General features: G+C 70.4%; 21 protein-coding genes and 2 pseudogenes. 10 read left to right on the forward strand and 13 right to left on the reverse strand.

The features are described from left to right. Positions 1-21: 21 nt before the first annotated feature. From M2157_RS05575 to M2157_RS05595, 5 genes are read right to left on the reverse strand one after another with little or no spacing between them, the layout of a single operon-like run. On the reverse strand, positions 22-1,374 hold the full coding sequence (locus tag M2157_RS05575; protein ID WP_280860678.1) for a cytochrome P450: 1,353 nt from the start codon (positions 1,372-1,374) through the stop codon (positions 22-24). A gap of 52 nt (positions 1,375-1,426) precedes the next feature. Then, a complete protein-coding gene (locus M2157_RS05580; protein ID WP_057613126.1) occupies positions 1,427-2,035 on the reverse strand; it encodes an ATP/GTP-binding protein in 609 nt (202 codons plus the stop codon). After that, the gene (locus tag M2157_RS05585; protein WP_280860679.1) at positions 2,007-2,384 is read right to left on the reverse strand and encodes a DUF742 domain-containing protein; all 378 of its coding nucleotides are present in this window, start codon (positions 2,382-2,384) and stop codon (positions 2,007-2,009) included. The genes M2157_RS05580 and M2157_RS05585 overlap by 29 nt, the downstream gene beginning before the upstream one ends. Beyond that, positions 2,381-2,782 (reverse strand): roadblock/LC7 domain-containing protein, encoded by a 402-nt coding sequence (locus M2157_RS05590; protein WP_057613125.1) that lies wholly within the window; start codon positions 2,780-2,782, stop codon positions 2,381-2,383. The genes M2157_RS05585 and M2157_RS05590 overlap by 4 nt, the downstream gene beginning before the upstream one ends. Next, complete coding sequence (locus tag M2157_RS05595; RefSeq protein WP_348541780.1) at positions 2,779-3,825, reverse strand: ATP-binding protein; 1,047 nt, start codon at positions 3,823-3,825, stop codon at positions 2,779-2,781. The genes M2157_RS05590 and M2157_RS05595 overlap by 4 nt, the downstream gene beginning before the upstream one ends. Positions 3,826-4,391: 566 nt before the next feature. Here M2157_RS05595 and M2157_RS05600 point away from each other — a divergent pair. Then, positions 4,392-5,318 carry a GNAT family N-acetyltransferase gene (locus M2157_RS05600; protein WP_280860681.1) on the forward strand — a complete coding sequence of 309 codons (927 nt, stop codon included), beginning with the start codon at positions 4,392-4,394 and terminating at the stop codon, positions 5,316-5,318. Positions 5,319-5,341: 23 nt separating this feature from the next. Here M2157_RS05600 and M2157_RS05605 read toward each other — a convergent pair whose 3' ends face one another. Both M2157_RS05605 and M2157_RS05610 read right to left on the reverse strand, forming a co-directional pair. Next, on the reverse strand, positions 5,342-6,505 hold the full coding sequence (locus M2157_RS05605) for a serine hydrolase domain-containing protein (RefSeq protein WP_280860682.1): 1,164 nt from the start codon (positions 6,503-6,505) through the stop codon (positions 5,342-5,344). A gap of 347 nt (positions 6,506-6,852) precedes the next feature. Then, on the reverse strand, positions 6,853-8,886 hold the full coding sequence (locus M2157_RS05610; RefSeq protein ID WP_280868168.1) for a DUF1996 domain-containing protein: 2,034 nt from the start codon (positions 8,884-8,886) through the stop codon (positions 6,853-6,855). Between the two features lie 264 nt (positions 8,887-9,150). Here M2157_RS05610 and M2157_RS05615 point away from each other — a divergent pair, with 264 nt between their 5' ends. Next, positions 9,151-9,720 carry a 3'-5' exonuclease gene (locus M2157_RS05615; protein WP_280864621.1) on the forward strand — a complete coding sequence of 190 codons (570 nt, stop codon included), beginning with the start codon at positions 9,151-9,153 and terminating at the stop codon, positions 9,718-9,720. Next, positions 9,717-10,139: an NUDIX domain-containing protein gene (locus M2157_RS05620; RefSeq protein WP_280864622.1), complete on the forward strand. Its 423-nt coding sequence runs from the start codon at positions 9,717-9,719 to the stop codon at positions 10,137-10,139. The genes M2157_RS05615 and M2157_RS05620 overlap by 4 nt, the downstream gene beginning before the upstream one ends. 811 nt (positions 10,140-10,950) lie before the next feature. On the opposite strand, the gene M2157_RS05625 is transcribed toward M2157_RS05620, so the two are convergent. Beyond that, a complete protein-coding gene (locus M2157_RS05625; protein ID WP_280860684.1) occupies positions 10,951-11,259 on the reverse strand; it encodes a hypothetical protein in 309 nt (102 codons plus the stop codon). A 208-nt stretch (positions 11,260-11,467) separates the two neighbouring features. Between M2157_RS05625 and M2157_RS05630 the strand changes: the two genes are divergently transcribed. The 3 genes from M2157_RS05630 to M2157_RS05640 are packed head-to-tail and all read left to right on the forward strand — an operon-like array spanning position 11,468 to position 13,130. After that, a complete protein-coding gene (locus M2157_RS05630; RefSeq protein WP_280860685.1) occupies positions 11,468-12,139 on the forward strand; it encodes a nucleotidyltransferase family protein in 672 nt (223 codons plus the stop codon). Next, positions 12,136-12,408: a BON domain-containing protein gene (locus M2157_RS05635; protein WP_280860686.1), complete on the forward strand. Its 273-nt coding sequence runs from the start codon at positions 12,136-12,138 to the stop codon at positions 12,406-12,408. The genes M2157_RS05630 and M2157_RS05635 overlap by 4 nt, the downstream gene beginning before the upstream one ends. Next, on the forward strand, positions 12,405-13,130 hold the full coding sequence (locus M2157_RS05640) for a metallophosphoesterase (protein ID WP_280860687.1): 726 nt from the start codon (positions 12,405-12,407) through the stop codon (positions 13,128-13,130). The genes M2157_RS05635 and M2157_RS05640 overlap by 4 nt, the downstream gene beginning before the upstream one ends. A 59-nt stretch (positions 13,131-13,189) precedes the next feature. Here the strand turns inward: M2157_RS05640 and M2157_RS05645 are convergent, their stop codons facing one another. Beyond that, on the reverse strand, positions 13,190-14,380 hold the full coding sequence (locus M2157_RS05645) for an amidohydrolase (RefSeq protein WP_280864623.1): 1,191 nt from the start codon (positions 14,378-14,380) through the stop codon (positions 13,190-13,192). A gap of 134 nt (positions 14,381-14,514) precedes the next feature. Between M2157_RS05645 and M2157_RS05650 the strand changes: the two are divergent. From M2157_RS05650 to M2157_RS05660, 3 genes and pseudogenes are all read left to right on the forward strand, one after another. Then, positions 14,515-15,031 (forward strand): annotated as a pseudogene (locus M2157_RS05650) (molybdopterin-dependent oxidoreductase); the annotation flags it as partial. A 30-nt stretch (positions 15,032-15,061) separates the two neighbouring features. After that, positions 15,062-15,274: pseudogene (locus M2157_RS05655) on the forward strand (hypothetical protein); the annotation flags it as partial. A gap of 52 nt (positions 15,275-15,326) precedes the next feature. After that, on the forward strand, positions 15,327-15,890 hold the full coding sequence (locus M2157_RS05660; RefSeq protein WP_280864624.1) for a hemerythrin domain-containing protein: 564 nt from the start codon (positions 15,327-15,329) through the stop codon (positions 15,888-15,890). A 530-nt stretch (positions 15,891-16,420) separates the two neighbouring features. On the opposite strand, the gene M2157_RS05665 is transcribed toward M2157_RS05660, so the two are convergent. Further along, entirely contained in the window at positions 16,421-16,951 is a 531-nt protein-coding gene (locus M2157_RS05665) for a hypothetical protein (protein ID WP_280864625.1), read from the reverse strand. Positions 16,952-17,081: 130 nt separating this feature from the next. Then, a complete protein-coding gene (locus M2157_RS05670) occupies positions 17,082-17,864 on the reverse strand; it encodes a maleylpyruvate isomerase family mycothiol-dependent enzyme (RefSeq protein WP_280864626.1) in 783 nt (260 codons plus the stop codon). A gap of 87 nt (positions 17,865-17,951) precedes the next feature. Between M2157_RS05670 and M2157_RS05675 the strand changes: the two genes are divergently transcribed. Continuing rightward, a complete protein-coding gene (locus tag M2157_RS05675) occupies positions 17,952-18,584 on the forward strand; it encodes a lipoprotein (RefSeq protein WP_280860693.1) in 633 nt (210 codons plus the stop codon). A 15-nt stretch (positions 18,585-18,599) separates the two neighbouring features. On the opposite strand, the gene M2157_RS05680 is transcribed toward M2157_RS05675, so the two are convergent. Continuing rightward, positions 18,600-19,238, reverse strand: a complete 639-nt coding sequence (locus tag M2157_RS05680; protein ID WP_280864627.1) for an SRPBCC family protein — start codon at positions 19,236-19,238, stop codon at positions 18,600-18,602. Beyond that, positions 19,231-19,593: a metalloregulator ArsR/SmtB family transcription factor gene (locus M2157_RS05685; protein ID WP_280863702.1), complete on the reverse strand. Its 363-nt coding sequence runs from the start codon at positions 19,591-19,593 to the stop codon at positions 19,231-19,233. Before M2157_RS05685 ends, M2157_RS05680 begins: the two co-directional genes overlap by 8 nt. Between the last annotated feature and the right edge of the window lie 57 nt (positions 19,594-19,650).

Raw genomic sequence — 19,650 nt, forward strand, 5'->3', positions numbered from 1 at the left:
CGGCCGGGCGGCGCTAAGCCGTCACACACGGAAGATCTCGAGGAAACTGCTCCAGAAGCCCTTCTTGACCGGCTTCTGGGCCGCGGGCGCGGGGACGCGTGCCGCGGGGGCGGGCTGCTGGACGACGGTCGGGCGGGGCGCCGTGGAGGACCCGTACGCCGATGCCATCCGGGTGGCCGGAGTGGGGCTGAACTGGACGGGGAGGGTGGCCAGGGCGCGGTGGAACGGGCCGGGACGCCACTCCAGTTTCTGGGCCGGGACGCTCAGGACCAGGTCGGGCAGGGCGTTGAGGATCAGCTCGATGGCGGTGACCGCGATGACCTGGGCCGGGCTCTTGGCCGGGCAGGCGTGCGGGCCCGCGCCCCAGGCGAGGTGGGCGCCGCGGCTGTGCGCCTGGCCCGACGAGGTGAGCACCGGGTCGCTGTTGGCTCCGGCAAAGCTGATGACCAGGGGGGAGTTCGCCTGAACCACCACTCCACCGAGGTCGACGTCCTGCACCGGGAAGTGCGTCGCGTAGTTGGCGATCGGCGGGTTGTTGAGCAGGACGTGGTCGAGGGCGTCCTCGATCTGCATGCTCGGCCCGTTGTCGCCCTCCCGGTCGAGGAGCAGCAGGAGGGAGTTGGCGATGAGGTTCCGCTCGGGCTCCACGCCGGCGCCGATCAGCATCACCAGCTGGTCCTTGAGCTCCTCGTCGCTGAGGCCGGCGGGGTGCTGGACCAGCCAGGAGGTGATGTCGTCGCCGGGCTCACGACGCTTGAGGGAGACCAGCTCCATGAAGCAGGCGGTGAGTTCCTCACTGGCGCGCAGCGCGTCCTTGCCGTCGAACATGTCGGCCATCGCGCTCGTGACGCGGTCACCGATGGCGGCGGGGCAGCCGAAGAGCTTGTTGATCATCAGCATCGGCAGCAGTTTGGCGTAGTCGTTGATCAGGTCCGCCCGGCCCCGCTCGCTGAACTGGTCGATGAGGTAGGCGGCGATCGGTTCGACGTCGCGGCGGATGCGGGTGACGTTGAGCCGGTCGAGGCTCTCGGTGACCGCCTTGCGCAGCCTGAGGTGCTGGGCGCCGTCGGTGAACAGGCAGTTGGGCCGGTAGGCCATCATCGGCAGGACGGGGCTGTCGAGCGGAACGCGGCCGTCGTTGAGGGCGGTCCAGCGGCGGCCGTCGCGCGCGAACAGGGAGGGGTTCTGGAGCACCCGCAGGGCCGTCTCGTGTCCGACGACCAGGGTGGCGTCGACGCCGGGGGCCAGTTCCACCGGGCCCGCGGGGCCGTGCGCCCGGAGGTAGTCGTAGACCTTCTGCGGGTCTGCGGCGAAGGAGCCGTCGTACATGGGGCATCTGGCCGCACCGGTGGCGGCCGTGTCGTGAACGTCCATGTCTGTGTCCTTTGGTGGCCCGGACCGTGCGGTCCGGGCGGGGGGTGGTGGTTCAGGCGGCGCGGTCGAGGAGGTGACGCACGAGGGCGATCAGGGCGCGGGCGGAGGAGCGCTGGTCGCGGGCGTCGCAGTAGATGACGGGAGTGTCCGGAAGCAGGTCGAGGGCTTCGCGGATCTCGTCCTCCTCGAAGTGGCTGGTCTGCGAGAAGGTGTTGACGGCGATCGCGTACTCGAGGCCGTACTCGTCGATCAGGTCGATGACCGGGAAGGTCTCCTCCAGGCGTGAGGGGTCGACCAGGAGCAGGGCGCCGAGCGCACCGCGGGCCATGTCCTCCCACAGCTGCATGAAGCGCTGCTGTCCGGGGGTGCCGAACAGGTACAGCACCAGCTCCTCGCTCAGGGTCAGCCGGCCGAAGTCAAGCGCCACGGTGGTGGTCGCCTTCTCCGGCGCCCCGCGCAGGTCGTCGACGTGCATGGACGCCTGCGTCATCTTCTCCTCGGTGCGCAGCGGAGTGATCTCCGAAAGAGACCCGATGAAGGTCGTCTTGCCCACGGCGAAGTGTCCGACCACCAGGATCTTCGCGGCGGTGGTCACGTCGGCGGAGACGTAGATGGAGCCGTTCGCCCCGGGGTCAGCCGATGTTGAGGGTTTCGAGTCCATGCAGAACCTTCTCGAGTATCGCTCGGGGAACGTGCTGGGCGGGGGCCGGTTCAGCGCGACGCAGAAGGTGCCCCTGTTCGAATAAATCGGACAGCAGCAGTCGGGCCACGCCGACCGGCAGTCCCAGATGACCGGCGACTTCGGCGACCGACAGGTAGCCGCCCGAACAGAGCTCCCAGATCGCCCGCACCTCGGGTCCGGCCCCGAGCGGCAGCTTCCGGTCTGGGGCCAGGCACACCAGAGTGTGCAGGGCCAGGTCGTCGTCGGAGGGGAGACGACGGCCACCGGTGATGACGTAGGAGCGGACGAAGTCGCTGGTTACCGGAGCGTCCTCGCCAGGCCAGGTCATGCGTCTACGCCGGTGTTCTGGCGCGGAATGGCGCTCATCGCCTTGGTCAGCGCGCCCACCGTCTTCTGCATCCGGATCGACATGGCCTCCATGTCGACGTCCAGAGCGGTCGAGACGGCGAGGTAGGAGCCGCTGCCCCCGGCGATGAGGAAGATCCATCCGCCGTCGAACTCGATCAGTGTCTGCTTCCAGAGGCCCTTGCCGCCGCCGACGAAGGGGGCGACGCTGCGGCACAGGGACTGCAGGGAGCTCATCGCGGCGGCGTTGCGTTCCGCGTCGTCACGGACGATGCCGTCGGACCGCTGCATCAGCAGGCCGTCCGCCGAGACGAGGATGGCGTGGCGGGCTCCGCGCACCTCGAGCACGTCGTTCAGCACCCACGACAGATCGGGATTCACTGGTTCTGAGGTCCTTCCGTGTTGTCCGAGTCCCGCCCGAGCAGGGTTCCGCGAGCGAATGCCTTGAGCCGCGAGGCGGTCTCTTCGCCTGCCGCGTCCAGGTCGGGTACGTCCGCGCCGGGCGAGGCCACCACGGAGACGGAGCCGTTGCGCCGCCGGCGGCGCTTGGGGAGGCCTCCGGCGGTCTGACCGACGACGAGGGAGGCGACGGGGGTGGGCTTGGCCGCGATGGGCTCGCCCTCGTGGTCGTCGAGTTCGACGGGTGCGGGTGCGGGCACGTCCGCCGTCAGGAGATTCTCGGGCACCCGGATCACGGCACGGACACCGCCGTAGGGGGAGACCGCGTCGACGGAGACGTGGAACCCGTAGTGGGCGGCGAGCTTCCCGGAGAGGGCGAAGCCGAACTTGGGCGGGTCGCCGAGACTGGTGATGTCCACGGCTCCGCCGGTGGTCAGCAGGGACGCGGCGCGGGCCTTGGTCTCCTGGTCCATCCCGAGACCGGCGTCGTCGACGATCAGGCATATCCCGGTGGGGACGGCCTGGATGTTGATCTCGACGGGGGTGCCGGGGGCGCTGTACTTGGTGGCGTTGTCCAGCAGTTCGGCCAGGACCATGGCGACCGGTTCGACCGCGCGGCTGGTGATCGCGACGTTGGCCTGCGAGTGGACCTTGACCCGCTCGAAGTCGCGGATCCGCCCCTGGGCGCTGCGGGCGACGTCGTACACCGAGGCGTCCCGGTCGCGTCGGCCGAGCCACCCGCCGCAGAGCACCGAGATGCCCTTGGTACGGCGGCTGAACTGGCTGCCGGTGTGGTCGACCAGCATCAGGTCGCCGAGGACCGCGTGGTCGTCGCCGTACTTCTGCTGGAGACCGTCGAGCAGGGCCAGCTGCTCCTCGGCCAGGGTCGCCAGGGTGCCGACGGCCGACTTCAGGGTCGCCTTCGTCGCCGACTCGGCGTCCTTGCGCACCTCTTCCAGATCCGCGGCGTGCCGCGCGCTCACCGACGAGTAGGTCGTCTGGAGCTCGGCGAGCTGACCTCGCACACCTCGCCACGTCGCCGTGCAGTTTGTTGTTGTTCGCGCGGAGCTGGATGTTGGTTCTCCGTGCGCGCATCACTGCGAAAATCGCAGCGATGAGTACCACGAGCAGGACCCACAGGAGTGGATCTTCGAACAATGACGTCATGAGACTCTCTTCAAGTCGCCTCGCGTCGGGAGACTGACCATGCATGGGCCCCGGAAATGCCCGCCACTGTGCGGCGCGGGCCTTACCGGCGGACCAACCGTCACTCCTTCACGATGGGGCCGTTTTGGCTGTCCCCGTACGCGCGTATGACGCGTCATCAGCCTACTGAAAAGTGTAATGATCTTATCAGCCGTCACGGTGTCAACAGGCGTATCAGACGCCACACTTGACGACTCTCCACAAAGATCCCGCAAAGGCCTCATCGGCGACCGTCAGCGGTCGCCGCCACCCGCCCTCGCCCTCGCCCTGCCCACCGTGCCGTTCATGATCAACAGGCGGAGCCTACCAAGGCTTCGAGAACACTCTCCGACCCCTTGGTGAAAACTCGTTTGCGGCCGCCGGGCCCGCCCCGGACCCTTGCCCCATGCCCTATCTCCTGCGCGCTGCCGCGCCCACCGACGCGCCGGCCGTCACCGAGTTGCTCAACGAGATCGACCGGATCGAGGTCGGGCGGCCCGAGACCGATCTGCACACGGTGGAGTCCGATCTGGGGAACCCCGAGATCGACCTCGACCGCGACTCCTGGCTGGCCTTCGACGGAGCCCGTCTGGTGGCGTACGCCCTGGTCTGGGACGACTCGCAGGGCGAGCGCATCGACGCCGACCACTATGTGCTGCCCGACCACCAGCAGGCCGGCGCACTCCTCCTGGAGGCGATCGAGGCCAGGGCACTGGAGAGGGCCCGGGCGAACGGCGCCTCGAAGGCCGTGGTCCATCTGCACCTCAACTCGGAGCCCACGACCGACCTCGCGCTGATACGGGCGCGAGGCTGGTCGGTAGTACGGCGCTATCACGTGCTGGAGCGGGCGCTGCGCAGGAGCGAGGACCTACCGCCCGAACCGCCCGCGGGCGTGCGGGTGCGGGCCTGCGCCGACGAGGCGGACCGGAAGCAGACCCACGCCCTCTACCAGGCCACGTTCGCCGAGCACTTCGACTTCCAGCCGCGCGAGTACGAGCCGTGGCTGCACGACATCCACGCCGACCGGCTCGACTGGTCCCTGGTGTGGCTCGTCTCCACCGAGGACCTCGGGGACGTCGGCTTCCTGATCGCCCGCGACGACCGCGAGGCCATGGGGTGGATCCGCAGCCTCGGCGTCGTCCGCGAGGCCCGCGGCCGGGGCCTCGGCGGACTGCTGCTGCGACAGGCCTTCGCGGCGTTCGCGGCCCGCGGGCGGGACACCGTGGGCCTCGGAGTGGACACCGAAAACGCCACCGGCGCCCCCGAGTTGTACGCACGCAACGGAATGTCCGTGCATTACGCCGTCGACACCTGGGAAATCGTGGTGAGTTGAATCCCGGTGGCCGCGGGAGACCGCTATTGGTTTTTCCCGCGCAGCAATTCGCAGACAATGTTCTCCTGAAGTGCGCGCATTCTCCGCAGCCCTTCCGCGTCGGCGGACTGGGTGATCTGGGCGGTGATCGAGAACGTCAGTGAACGACGGCCGTCGGGGGTGGCCGCGATCAACTGGGTATAACCGAGGGTGTTGCCGGTGTGGCCCAGGACGACACCGCATCGCGTCTCGTAGCGGAAGACGGCGAGACCTGCGGAGTTACGCCCCGGCCCGGCGGGCTCGGACGCGCCCTTGACCCACTGCCGCTGCTGCTCGACGACCTTCCTGCCGTAGAGCCGTCCGCCCGCGTAACCCCGGATGAAGCGGGTCATGTCGTCCGGTGTGGAGACGATGCCTCCGGACGCCCAGACGCCCGACATGCCGATGACCTCGCTGACGTCCTGCGGGGACGCCGACGGGCTCACGTCATAGCCGTGCAGGTAGGGCTTCGGCATCCGGTACCCCTGCGGGAGACTGGTGGATTGCAGACTCAGCGGCGCGTAGACGCGTTTGCGCAGGAGTTCCTCGTACGGCGTATGGATCACCGCCTCTGCCATGAGTGCTACGGCGATGTTGTCCGAGTTCGAGTAGCGGTACTGCGTGCCCGGCTTGAAGAGCAGGGGCTGGTCGGCGATGTAGTCGAGGAGGCGCCGGGAGTCGAAGCGGTGGCGCGGGTCGGCCCGTAGTTCGTCGATGAACCCGGCGCTCCGGGAGTAGTCCGGCAGACCACTGGTGTGGTTCAGGAGTTGACGGAGTGTCACTGATGCCCAGGCGTCGGGGAGTTGGGGCAGGCGCTTGCCCAGGGTGTCGTCCAGGCGCAGGGCGCGGCGGTCGACCAGGGTGAGGGCGACCGCCCCGCTGAAGGCCTTGGCCGTGCTCGCGATGCGCATGTGGTCGGCGGGGCGGGGCGGGCGGCGCGCGCGGACGTCGGCGACGCCGGCGCGCACGATTCGGGTCCCCTTCTCGGTCCGCAGGACGGCGATGGCTCCGGGCGGGCCGCCGGGGCGGCGAACGAAGTCCTCGAGCTGACGCTGAAGCGTCTGGCCGCCCGAGGCGTCGGCGGCGGTACAGCCCATCGCCGGGGACAGCGCGGCGAGGCAGGCCGCGAGGGCGGACGCCGCTCGCAGGCGGGATCGGCGTAGAGGCATGGAGGCTCCCGGGGGTGGAACGTCATGACCCGTCAAGCCTCACCGGCAGCCACGGTCTCCTGCTTCCCGTGCTGCTGCATACGGACCAGTGGCGGTGGCACCGAGTGGTGCCGTTAATTCGCCCTGAGGGGATCAGCGGCCGCCCTTGTTGAGCTTAGTTTGCCTATACAACGGCACTTTCCGGGGCGGCTGCCGGGGGGACGGTCCGATTCGGTTTCCCGGACCAGGAATGGCTCACGTCGATTTTCGAGGGCGGGGTGATCGTGGAGCACGCGCAGAGGTGGCCGTCCGCCGGTGGAGCTGCGTGGCGGACAGCCACCCCTGCTACTCGTGCGTGCCGGCCGGTGTCACATCGAGCGGCGGCTGGTGCGTCGTAGGAGAACGAAGCCGGAGATCAGGAGGATCGCCCCCAGTGCGGCCGGCCACAGCTGGGTGCCGGTCTCGGCGAGACTGCTCTGGCTGCCCTGAGGCTCGGGCTGCGCGGCGACCGGGGGCTGGGCGACGGCTCCGGTGGTGCCGGTTCCGGGGGCGTCGGTCGCGGTGTCGTCCTGGGGGTTGGGCTGGTTCGCCTGGCCGTTGCCGTTGCCGTTGCCGTTCCCGGCCCCGGGCGAAGGCGCGGTGGTGCTGTGAGCCGTGGGTGAGCTGTAGGTCTTCGGCTCGTCGGCGGCGGGGGCGGTCGTCTGGTCGCCGGCGGGGGCTTCGGTGGTCGGCGTGGGCTGCTGCTGCGGCTCGTCGTCGTTTCCGGGGTTGTCCTCGGAGCCGTTGTCGTTGCCGTTCCCGTTACCGGGGTCCTGAGTGGCACCGGGATCCGGGGCGGAGCCGTCGCCGTTGTCGCCACCGTTCTCGCCGTTGCCGTCGCCGTTGTTTCCGTCGCCGTTGTTTCCGTCGCCGTTGTCGCCGTTGCCCGTGCCCGGGTCGTCCTGGCCCGTGCCCGCGCCACACTGACGGCCGTCGTTGATGCAGCCGACCATCTCGTTCATCAGGTTCTCGTCGAAGACGTTGATGAAGTCGCCGTGGTCGGTGACGGGCTTGTGCAGCTGCTCCGGGAAGGAGTCGACCGCGAACAGCGGGGTCGTGCGGCCGCCGTCACCCAGGCTCGGCGCGTCGACGTCGTAGACGATCCGCTGGACCAGCTGCGGGATGGCCTCGAAGCCCTCCGGGCAGGTGCCGTCGTTCTGGGCGAACGCCACGTGGGTGCGGTGGTTGGCGCTGTCGATGTTGCGGCCGTCCCAGCAGCTCTGGAACTTGAAGGTGCGCACCACGTCGCTGCCCTGCGGGCACAGCGGGTACTTGTCCTTCAGCTGCCGGTCCTCGAACCCGGTGCAGCTCCAGGACGCGTTGGCGTTGGCGTTGCCGTTGACGAACGCCTTGGCGTCACCGGTGATGATGCGCAGCAGACGCGGCATCGCGGTGACCTTGCTGCGGGGGTTGCCCACGAACGTCAGCGTCACTTCCTTGGGGGTGACGATCTCACCGGCGTTGCCCTCGACGCCGCCGCCGGGCGAGTTGGCGTCCTGTTCCTGCGTTCCGTTCTGGAGCCGGATCACGGGCCAGTAGTACGTGGACTTGTCGCCCTGGTCGACACAGCTCGTCTCGGCGTTCGCCAGGTCCTGGTCGCTCGCGAAGGCGGTGTTGGACTGGTTGCCGATGTAGTCGTGGAAGTGGTGGGCACCGTTGGAGACACCCGGGGCGACGATGACGTTGTCCGAGTTGAACAGGCCGTTCGCGTTCACACCACAGCTGGTGACAAAGGTCCCACGGGAGGCGTCGCCCTGAGCCTGCGGCGCCTGCGCGGCGGGTGGAGCGCTGTTGATGTCGGCGTAGTCCGCGGCGACGGGGCCGTTGCCGGCCTGCCCGCCGTTGCCCTGCTGACCGCCCTGGTCCTGGCCGTCACCCTGCTGACCGTCGCCCTGCTGGCCGTCCTGGTTCTGACCGTCGCCCTGCTGGTCTCCCTGATCCTGACCGTCGCCCTGTTGCTGGTCCTGACCGTCGCCGTTCTCGTTCTCGGTCTCGCGAAGGGTGCAGCCGGCCATGTCGCCGAGGCCGTCCGGCTGCTCTCCGGCGCGTTCGAGCGCGGCGCCGATGCGCTGGATCGTGGCGGCGCGGTTCTCCTGGAGCGGGTCGACGATGCGACTCTGCGCGTCCTCGCGGTTCTCCACCGCGGGGTCCTGGAGTTGCTGATAGGCCTCGGCTATCTGCTGGTCCAGGAAGGCGAGTTCCTTGTCGACCTCCGCCCTGGACCCGTCGGGCACGCTGGTGAGCGTGTCGCCGACGTCCGGGCAGTCGATCGTGACGGCTCCCCACGACGTCTGCTGTGGCGTGCCGCTCTCCGTCGCGGAGGCGTACACATTCACCGCGACCAGGCCACCACCCCCGAGCATCAGGGCCACTGCGGCAAAGGTCGCACGTCGTGCGCCGGTCGGTCGTCTGCGATTGCTGCGTCCCACGGAAGTACTCCTGCGCGTGTCGGCTCTCCGGGCATGCAAATCCCTCGCCCCATACGGACGGTGGGCCCCCTGTGTTCAAGCGTCTCGGAAATTCACAGCACTCTCATACGGAGCACCGGGTTCCACCACCCCCTCCCGAACCTCTGTGCAGGGAAAACGAGGTGACTCGCACACAACCGCGCCCCTACGGTTTTCGTCATGAACAACGAGAGCCCCCAGCGCCTCCTGAACGTCGTGGACGTCGAGGCCACGTGCTGGCCCGGCTCCCCTCCCCCGGGCGCGGTCAGCGAGATCATCGAGATCGGGTTGACCGTCGTCGACCTGTCGACAGCCGAGCGGATCGAACGGCACCGGATCCTGGTGCGGCCCGCCCGGTCCGAAGTCAGCGACTTCTGTACGGAGTTGACCGGTCTCACCCAGGACGAGGTCGACGGGGGACTGCCGTTCGGGGAGGCGTGCCGGCTGCTGGCCGCCGAACACGCCTCCGGCGCGCGGCCGTGGGCGAGTTGGGGCGACTACGACCGTCACCAGTTCACCCGGCAGTGCGGGGCCACGAGGACGCCGTATCCCTTCGGCCGCCGCCACACCAACGCCAAGGCGGTCTTCACCGAGGTGCACGGCCTGCGCAAGCGCCCCGGGATGGCACAGGCCCTCGGTCTTGCCGGGCTGCCGCTCGAAGGACGCCATCATCGCGGCGAGGACGACGCCTGGAACATCGCCGCCCTGGTGTTGCATCTGGCGGGGCGGGACGGCTGGCCCGCGGAATGAGCGAGCACGTCACCGAGTCCGACGACGGCTTCCTCGTCGTGGCCGCGGCCGTGATCATCCGATCCGGGCGCCTTCTCGTCGTCAGCAAGACCGCGGCGCCCGATGTCTTCTACCTGCCGGGCGGCAAGCCGGATCCGGGCGAGGACCTGGAGACGGCACTTCTGCGCGAGCTGCGGGAGGAGCTCGGTGTCGTCGCCGTGGCCTTCAGCCCCCTCCAGGAGGTCCGGGCGCTCGCGGCGCTGGAGCGGATCCCGATGACGATGACGGTCTACGACACCACGATCACCGGCCTGCCCCGCCCCGCCGCAGAGCTGTCCGCGATGCGCTGGATCACGGGCCAGGAGCCCGACCTGACGTTGGCCCCCGCCGTACGGGATCAGGTCCTGCCGCTTCTGCGGTCCCGGGGGCTGCTGGACTGATGTCCAGGGGCCGATCAACTGGTGTCCGGCTGATGTCCCGCCCGGCCGAAGCCTGCGGTATCGCGTGGCCGGAGTCGACGCGTCCTCGGCCGGAGGCTGACGTGCCCCCTGGCAGGAGTCCGACGTGTCCCCCGGCCGAAGGCCAACGCATCGAACCGACCGGACGCCAACCTGCCCCTTGGCGGGAGCCCAAGGTGACCCCTGGCCGAAGACCGACCTGCCCCTGACGCGAGTCCGACGGACCCCCGGCCAAAGACCGACGCCCCCACCAGCTACAAGCCGCCTGCCCCGGCCGGAAGGCCGACGCACCCACCGGCGACCCGCCCCTTGGCGGGAACCCAAGGTGACCCCTGACCGAAGACCGACCTGCCCCTGACGCGAGTCCGACGGACCCCCGGCCAAAGACCGACGCCCCCACCAGCTACAAGCCGCCTGCCCCGGCCGGAAGGCCGACGCACCCACCGGCGACCCGCCCCTTGGCGGGAACCCAAGGTGACCCCTGACCCAAGACCGACCTGCCCCTGACGCGAGTCCGACGGACCCCCGGCCAAAGACCGACGCCTCCACCAGCCACAAGCCGCCCGCCCCCGGCCGAAGACCGGCGCCTCCACCAGCCGGAAACCAACCTGCCCCCCGGCCGGAAGGCCGACCCGTCCAACCCCGGAAGCCGACCCCCTCCAGCCGGGGAACCGACAAAATGCCGCTCCCGACGTAACGGAGTGGGCGTAGCGGCGTCAGCGGGCCGGGCAAGCGTGTGGCGCTGCCCATCCCTGTAACGGGACGGGCAGCGCCACACATCGGAACCGGAAACTTATCCGGGGAACGGCTTGCTCGCGTCGTCGTCAGCCTTGATGCACGCGTCGAGCTTCTTCTGGAGGGCGGCCGCGTCGCTGAGCACCTTCTTGGCCGCCGCGGTCTCCCCCAGCTGCTTCAGCTTCGCGGCCTTGGTCTTGAGGTTGGCGATCTGCTGGCGCAGCTCGCTCGTGTTGCAGGTGACGGAGGCCTTGATCGATACCTCGCCCCGGTCGGCCGACGTGGCGGCGTGAGCGGGCATCGAGGTGATGAAGAAACCTCCGACGATGGCCGCGGAGACGGCCAGGGCGGAAAAGCGCTTGGTCATGAGTTGTTTCCCCCAGGTAGGGCTTGCGTTGGTCGAAGTGGATCTTACAGATCGATGTGACCCGCGAGTAACCGGAACCGGGACTCGCCGACCAAGCGGGCCGACGCATCCACCGGCCGAAGGCCGCCGTGTCGACGGCGGTGCCCCGGGTACTCGGGCCTCGCCGTCACGGCCCCTCGGGTGCGGGCCGGTCAGGAAGGGGGCACTGATGACGCAGCACGCCGACGACGACGTCGACCGCCACCGGGGCGTCGCCGGACTGCGACTGGCGACGGAGAGCGCCGACGCGCTCGCCTCGACGCTGCCGGTCGACCGCAACCAGGCGATCCTGGAGGCGGCCAAGCAGGTCGGCGCGATTCTGAAACGGGAAGGGCACCCGTTCGCGCTCGCGGGCAGCGTCGCCGTGTACGCCCATGGCGGCGCTCAGAACCTTCAGCACGACGTCGATTTCGCCGTCCTCCCCGAGGACGCGCAGTCCGTGGCCGAGACCCTCCGCGGGGCGGGTCTGGAGGTGCGGACGCCTCCGGAGGACTGGCTGCTGAAGGCCGACTGCATGGGCCAGCAGGTCGACCTGATCTTCGAGCTCGCGCACCAGCCCGTCACCACCGAACTGCTGGCACGGGCCGACGAACTCTCGGTGGACTCGGTGTTCATGCCGGTGCTGTCCCCGACCGACCTGCTGCACAGCCTGCTGTCCGCTTTCTCCGAGCACCACTGCGACTTCGGGGCGGTCCTGCCGATCGCCCGCACACTGCGGGAGAAGGTCGACTGGGAAGCCGTACGCAGGGACTGCGGGGACGCGCCGATGCCGGACGCGTTCTTCTACTTCCTGGAACGCCTGGAGGTCATCGAGCCGAGGACGAGGGAGGGACGGCCATGAGCGAGCCCGTGGCGCAACACTCCGAGGAGAACGTCGAGTACCGCGTCGCCCACCTGCGTGACCGGCTGGCCGCCGAGGAACTCGGCGAGCTGGGGGTCCGCGCCGAGGTGCGGGCCGGGGCGGTCGTGGTCAGCGGCACTGTGCCCTCCGCGCAGTGCCGGGAGACCGTGCTGCGGACCGTCCGCGAGGAGCTAGACGGCCTCGCCGTGCACACCGATGTGGTGGTGGCGGAGAACGTCACGCCCGATCATGCGGAGGAGCTGCCGTGATCCGCGTCGCCGCTGTGGGGGACATCCACATGGGCCCCGAGAGCCAGGGCCTGCTGCGTCCCGCCTTCGACACCCTGCCCGAGTGCGCCGACCTGCTGCTGCTGGCCGGCGACCTCACCCGCCACGGCACGCCGGATGAGGCCCGGGTGGTGGCCCAGGAGGTGCGCGGGCTCGCGGTGCCCGTCGTGGCGGTCCTCGGCAACCACGACCACCACGACGAGCAGCCCGAGAAGGTCGCTGCGCTCCTGGAGGACGCCGGTGTGCGGGTGCTGGAGGGCGAGGGGACGGTCGTCGAGTGCGGCGACACGCGCGTGGGGGTCGCCGGGACCAAGGGGTTCGGCGGCGGGTTCGTGGGCCGCAGCGCGGGGGAGTTCGGCGAGCCGCTGATGAAGGAGTTCGTACGGTACTCACGGCGCTGCGCGGACGGACTGCGCACCGCGCTGGAGGAACTGGACCGGCAGGACTGCGCGGCCCGGGTCGCGCTCACCCACTTCTCCCCCGTCGCCGACACCCTCGCCGGTGAGCCGCCGGAGATCTATCCGTTCCTCGGCACCTACCTGCTCGCCGAGGCGATCGACACCGCCGGAGCCGACCTGAGCGTGCACGGACACGCCCACGCCGGTACGGAGCACGGCATGACGGCCGGCGGGGTGCGGGTGCGCAACGTGGCCCAGCCGGTGATCCGGCGGGCCTTCAACGTGTACCACCTGCACGTCGACTGACCACATCGACTGACCACGTCGACTGACCACGTCGACTGACCACGTCGACTGACGGTGTCTCAAGTGCGGACGGACGCCCGGTCGTGGTCCTCCCACGCCTCGTCCCGCAGCTCAGGGCGGAGCAGGACCTCCACCGCGGTGCGGGCCAGTGCCTCGGCGGCGGCGAGCATCACCTGTCGGCCCCGTTCGGAACCGGCGGCGACGGCGAACTCGGGTGTGTGGTCGGAGCCGTCCTCCTCCATGATCGCCACGAACGGATGGATGGCGGGCACCCGGCCGCTGACGTTCCCGACATCGGAGGAACCCAGGTAGACGCCCGGTTCCGGCGGTGTCACCGAGATGCCCGTCGCCGCCAGGTGCCGGGCGAACCGAGCCGACAGGACCGTGCTGTTCCGGAAGTGCTCGTACCGCGGTGTCGCGCGTTCCACGGTGACCGTGGTCCCCGTCGCTCGCGCCACCCCCTGGGCGCAGGTCAGCAGCTCCCCCGCCAGGTCCTCCAGAGCGGCCGTCGTCACCGCGCGCAGGCCGAACAGACCCTCCGCGTACTCGGGGACGATGTTGGTCGCCCTGCCGCCGTCCGTGACGATGCCCTGCACATGCGAGCCCTCGGGCAGCCTGCGCCCGATCACGGCGAGGGTGTTGAACAGCTGGATGAGCGCGGCGAGGGCGTCGATGCCCTCGGTGGGGTTGCCCGTGGGGTGGGCGGAGCGCCCGTGGAACCCGACCCGGTACTGGGCCTGCGCGGTCAGCGGCGCCCATTGCCAGCTGTGCACGCCGGGATGGAACATCAGCGCCGCGTCGAGGTCGTCGAACACCCCGGCCTCGGTCTCGGCGACCTTGCCTCCGCCGCCTTCCTCCGCGGGCGTGCCGATGGCCCACACGGTGCCCGCGTCCCGGTCGAGTACGGCTCGTGCGGCCAGGGCGGCGCCCAGGCCCGCCGCAGCGATCAGATTGTGCCCGCAGGCGTGGCCGAGACCGGGCAGGGCGTCGTACTCCAGCATCAGGGCCACCGCGGGCCGGGGCCTCGTACCGGACCGTGCGGTGAACGCGGTGGGCAGCCCGGCCACGTCCCGCTGCACCTTGAACCCGGCCCATTCGAGTTCCCCGCACAGCAGCGCCGCCGCCCGGTGCTCCTCGAAGGCGTACTCCGGGTCGGAGTGCAGCATCCGCGCCATGTCCCACAGCCGATCCGCCCGTGCGGCCACTTCCCCGCGCACCCGCGCGAGCACCTCGTCCACGGCGTCGGTCACATCGGCCTCCTGGGAACGTCGTACGCCTGCGTCCTGGAGCGGGTTCCATCGAGCAGCCCGCCTTACACCCACCGTTACCGGCAGCGGCCTCCGGGTACTCAGGAGCGATCAGCGGCGTTGCCGGGGAGGCCTTCATGAAGGCGGACCGGATCGCAGATCCATGGGGTGCCCGGGTGCCGTACCGGCGCCACGAGGCCTGGCCGTCCAGGGTGGACTCGTATCTCACGGAGGGCGTGGAGCCCGGTGCGGTGCAGAGGTGGGTGGGGGCGGCGTCGCTCCTGCACTCGGGCGGGGACGCCATGGACATCGCCGTCGTCGACGGCCGTATGGTGGGCGTGCGGGGACGGGCGGCGGACCGCGTCAGCCGGGGCAGGCTCGGGCCCAAGGACCTGTTCGGGTGGCAGGCGAACGCCTCGTCGGACCGGCTGACCAGGCCGCTCGTACGGCGCGACGGGCATCTCGTGGAGACGGACTGGGACACCGCGATGGAGCTGGTGGCCGCCCGCACCCGTGCGCTGCTCGACGAGCGCGGGCCCGGCTCGATCGGCTTCTACACCAGCGGGCAACTGTTCCTGGAGGAGTACTACACGCTCGCGGTGCTGGCCCGGGCGGGTATCGGCACGAACCCATCTCGACGGCAACACGCGGCTTCCCGAACCCACGTCCGGCGAGGGACCGGAGGGGCTGCTGCTCCTGCACGATCTGCGGGCCCTGCACCTGGCCGCCACGGAGAACTCCCTGTACTGGGAGATGCTCGCGCAGGCCGCCCAGGCGACCCGGGACGAACGGCTGCTGGAGCTGGCGGCGGCGTGTCATCCGCAGACGCTGCGGCAGATGCGCTGGTCCAACACGCTGATCAAACAATTGTCCCCCCAGGTGCTCACAAGCCTCTGACCAGGCATAGGGAATGCGGCCGAGGGCACCCGAGGGGCGGAGGTGAACGAACATGGGACACGGAGGAAACGTCATCGACGAGCTGGTGACCGATCACCGCGAGGTCGAGGAGCTGTTCGGGAAGATCGAGGCGCTGGCGCCCGGTGAGAAGAGCCGGAAGGTGTACGCCGATCAGGCCACCATGGAGCTGGTCCGGCACTCGGTCGCGGAGGAGGAGTACCTCTACCCTGCGGTGCGCAAGCACTTGGTCAACGGGGACACCATGGCGGACCGGGAGATCGAGGACCACTCCAAGGCCGAGCGGCTCATGAAGGACCTGGAGGGCTGCGAGGCGGACGATCCCGAGTTCGACCGGATCGTGGGCGAGTTGATGAGCGAGGTCCGCTCCCACATCGCCGAGGAGGAGCAGACCCTCTTCCCGCAGCTGCGTGTCGCGTGCTCGGACAAGGAACTGAACGAGCTGGGCGAGAAGGTGCGCCGCGCCAAGAAGATGGCACCGACCCGCCCCCACCCGTCGGCCCCGGACACCCCTCCCGCGAACAAGCTGCTCGCCCCGGGGGCCGGCCTGGTCGACCGGCTGAGGGACGCCATGTCGGGACGGGGCAAGGAGGAGTGAGGGGCGGGACGGGGCGGCCGGGCGACTGAGGTTCGGGACGCGATGCCGGACGGCTGACATTCGGGACGCGGTCCGAAGGGCTTCGGCAGGACACGGCTGGCAGCTCGGCGTCACCAGCGGCCTCCGGCCGGACACAGCCGGCCCTCGGGCCTCATCGGAGGGCCCCAGCAAGGCACAGCGGGGCTCTCCGAACGTCACCGGAGGCCCCGGCAGACACAGCCGACGTCGGTCTCGCCAGAGGGCACCGGCAGAACACACCCAGCCCTCCGACATCACCGGAAGCCCCTGCAGAACACAGCCAGCCCCCGGGACATCACCAGAAGCCCCGGCAGGACACGGCTGGCCTCGGTCTCGCCAGAGGGCACCGGCAGAACACACCCAGCCCTCGGACGTCATCAGAAGGCACCGGCACGAAACGGTCTGCCCGGGGAGCGCGGGCGAATGGTCCGCACGACCGACGCACTCGCCCGGTCGGAGGGTGGGGCCAGGACGCGTCACCCTCCACCCTTCCGGGCCGCGAGGCGCCCGCCTCAGGCGACGAGCGCCTCGTCCGACCCCAGTCGGTTGAGCAGCTCTCCCCGGTGCAGCCCGGCCACCGACGCGAGCAGGTCCGGGTGGCGGAGCAGGGCGGCGGCATGCTGGTCCGTCGCGTCGGGGGCGAGCAGGCGGCGGAACACGGTCGGTGTGCCCGTCGTGTGCTCGCCCTCCGCTATCTCGGCCACCGCCAGCTCGGCCAGGTCCGGGGCGGTGAGCAGACAAGCCGCCCAGCTGGCCACGACCTCGTCCACCCAGCTGCGCCAGGCATGCTCCTCGGCGTCCCGGTCGTCGTCGGCACTGTCCGCGCCGGTGACCCAGTCGAGGCGGGCGGAGCCTCCCGGGCCCGCCATGCCGACGAGCGCGGCATCCATCGCCGTGGGGTAGCGCAGCCACGCGGCGACCGTCACGGCCTGCCGCGCCTGCACCTCGCACAGCGCGGCGGCCAGTGCGCCGCCCGACGGTGGAAAGGCGCGCGTCAGCCAGTGCGCGGTCGCCGCGATGACCGGGGAGAGATCTGCTTGCACTGCCGGGCCGCCCGAGATGCTGGTGGGAGAGGGGACTGCGCGAAACGGTAGCCGCGGTCCCGCCAGGAAGACATGGCTCAGGCCTCCCCCGGCACGTGGCTTCGGCCACACCGGCCCCGCTCGCGGGCGCCTATGCCTCCAGCCAGAACCGGGTGCGGCCGAGCCACAGGTCCACCAGGTCCGAGTCCCCTCGCGTGTCGACCCCGGGCGCGGGGCGGGCGTAGAGGAACAGGAGCAGGTCCGTCACCGGCCCGCGCACACTCACCGACGCCTCGCCGGACCCGCGCCGCCAGACCGGCCGCTCCCCGGAGAGGTCGAGCAGCCACTCCCCCGCCGACCCCGCGTCGAAGCGCAGGGCACGTCCGGGACCGAGCAGCTCCGGCACGCCCGGCAGGGGTGCGTAGGCCTCGGGGACGGTCGAGAACTCCAGCCACTCCTCCACGGCGTCCACCGCGAGGGACTCCTCGACGTCGAACTCCGCGCCGGTCACGAGTGCCGCGTCGGCGCGGTGCAGCAGGGTCTCGTACGTCATGCGCCGGGCCCAGAACATCGCGGACCGCTCGACCAGCTGCTCGTCGGCGGGCGTCCACACCGGCACGTCGGGTCCGGCCGCCCGCAGGGTGCCGGCCAGCCGCGTGGCGCCCTGGAGGAGCCAGCCGCCGAGCGCGGAGTCGTCGAGGTGGGCGTAGGCGGCCGGGTCGTTGACCATGCCGTCGTCGATCGGCTCGGTGGCCCGGGTCCTCACGATGTCCTCCGCCCACCGGTGGTCACCGCCCACGTGCCGCAGCAGCCGACCGAGGTCCCAGCCGGGGCAGGTGGGCACCGGAGCGGTCGGGTCCGCGCCCTTGACGTGCCGGGCGAGCAGGTCGGTCTGGGCGACGATCGCCTCGCAGTAGTCCTCGAAGCCCAACAACGCTTCCCCCTCGCTGCACGATTCGTTATTCCTGCCACCTAATCTGACTCCTTCCAGTACCACCACTGAATTGAGGGAGACACGGCCATGCTGGTCGGGGCGGGGAAGACATGGCTTGGCATGGCCCATGTGGCGTTGCTGGCGGGTGTGCTGACGGGCTGTTCGGAGGCCGCTGAGGGGGACGACTCGAAGGCGTCCGCGCACCCGTCGGGGACCGTCGAGACAACCGGTGCGGACGACCCCGCCGTGACCAGCGGCGGCACGATCGGCGCCGCCGGTTCGGCGTGCGAGCTGCCCGTCACCTTCGACATCGCCAAGAGCTGGAAGGCGGAGGCCGTAGAGGCGCCTCTGAGTCAGGGGCCCGTCTCCTTGGCCTGCGAGATCGACGCGAAGCCTGCGGGCAACATCGGCTTCCTGCGCGTATGGGCCGGGAAATCCGGTGCCGCCGACACACGGACCGTGCTGGAGGCGTTCATCGCGGACGAGGACGGGGTGACCAAGGAGAAGTACAGCACCTTCACGGCCGGCGGTGTCTCGGGTGTGGAGGTCGAGTACCTGTACTCCAGCGAGCTCCTGGGGGAGACGAAGAAGGAGAGCGCCTTCGCCGTCACCACCGCCGACGGGCCGGTGGTCGTGCACCTCGGCGGGCTCGACACCGAGGAGCACGAGGAGATGCTCCCGGCGTACGAGCTCGCGCGCCGCACCCTGCGCACCGCCTGAGCGAGGGCCGCGGCGTCAGGCCTCCGTACCCGTGTAGAAGGCGAGCGTCGCGGCCGTCGTCCTCGTCGCCGTCTCCGGGTCGGCGCCGGAGGCGGCGTACGCCTCGCCCCACCCTTCGCTCGAGCCGGTGATGAACGCACTGCCCTCGGGCGTGGTGTGCCAGGTCGCGGCCTCCTCCTTGCTGATACCGCCGCCCGCCAGGTGCAGGGCGAGTCCGTAGAGCCCCAGGTCCCAGCCGACTCCGACGGCACCGGGCCCGAACTGGTCCCAGAAGTCGTCCGGTACGACGGCCACGTGCTCGAGTTCGAGGACCGTGCGCTCCCCGTTCTCGGGCGTGAGGCGCACTTCGACCTCGCTGAAGCCGGGGTCGGGGCCGTACAGCCAGCTCACCCGCAGCCGCTCGGGTTCCACGCACTCGAGGATCTCGCCGCCGGCGTTGCCCTCCAGCTGGTAGCGGCCGCCGACCTTGAGCTCGCCGCTGACCGGCATGAACCAGCGCGCGATCCGTTCGGGGGAGGTCACCGCGTCCCATACGTCGGCGACCTCGGCGTCGTACGTACGGCGCAGCAGGACCGTCCGGGCCTCGCCGGTCTCGACCTGCCGGGTGCCGACCCGCCGGTGCATACGGTTGATCTCGTCGGCGATCTCACTCATCCTCGCTCACCTCTCCTTGTGTCCTGCGCTCGCGCTTTCCCCGCGCGAGCTCCGTCCCGAGCGCGTCGAGCCGCTGGTCCCAGAAGGCCCGGAAGCGCTCCAGCCAGGCGTCCACCTCCCGGAGCGGCGCGGTCTCGACGGCGTACAGCCGCCGGGTGCCGTCGGCGCGGACGGAGGCGAAGCCGCTGTCCCGCAGCACCTTCAGATGCTGCGAGACGGCCGGCTGGGAGATCCCGAACTCGTCCCGGATCACGGCACTGACCTCGCCCGACGCCTGCTCCCCGGAGGCGAGCAGCTCCAATATCCGGCGCCTGACCGGATCCCCGAGTACGTCGAACGCGTGCACGCGGCCCACTATGCCACCCATCACTTATATAAGCCAAGGCTTAATGAAGAGTCCGGGGCCGCGGAG

Source organism: Streptomyces sp. SAI-127 (assembly GCF_029894425.1).
Classification (GTDB): Bacteria; Actinomycetota; Actinomycetes; order Streptomycetales; family Streptomycetaceae; genus Streptomyces.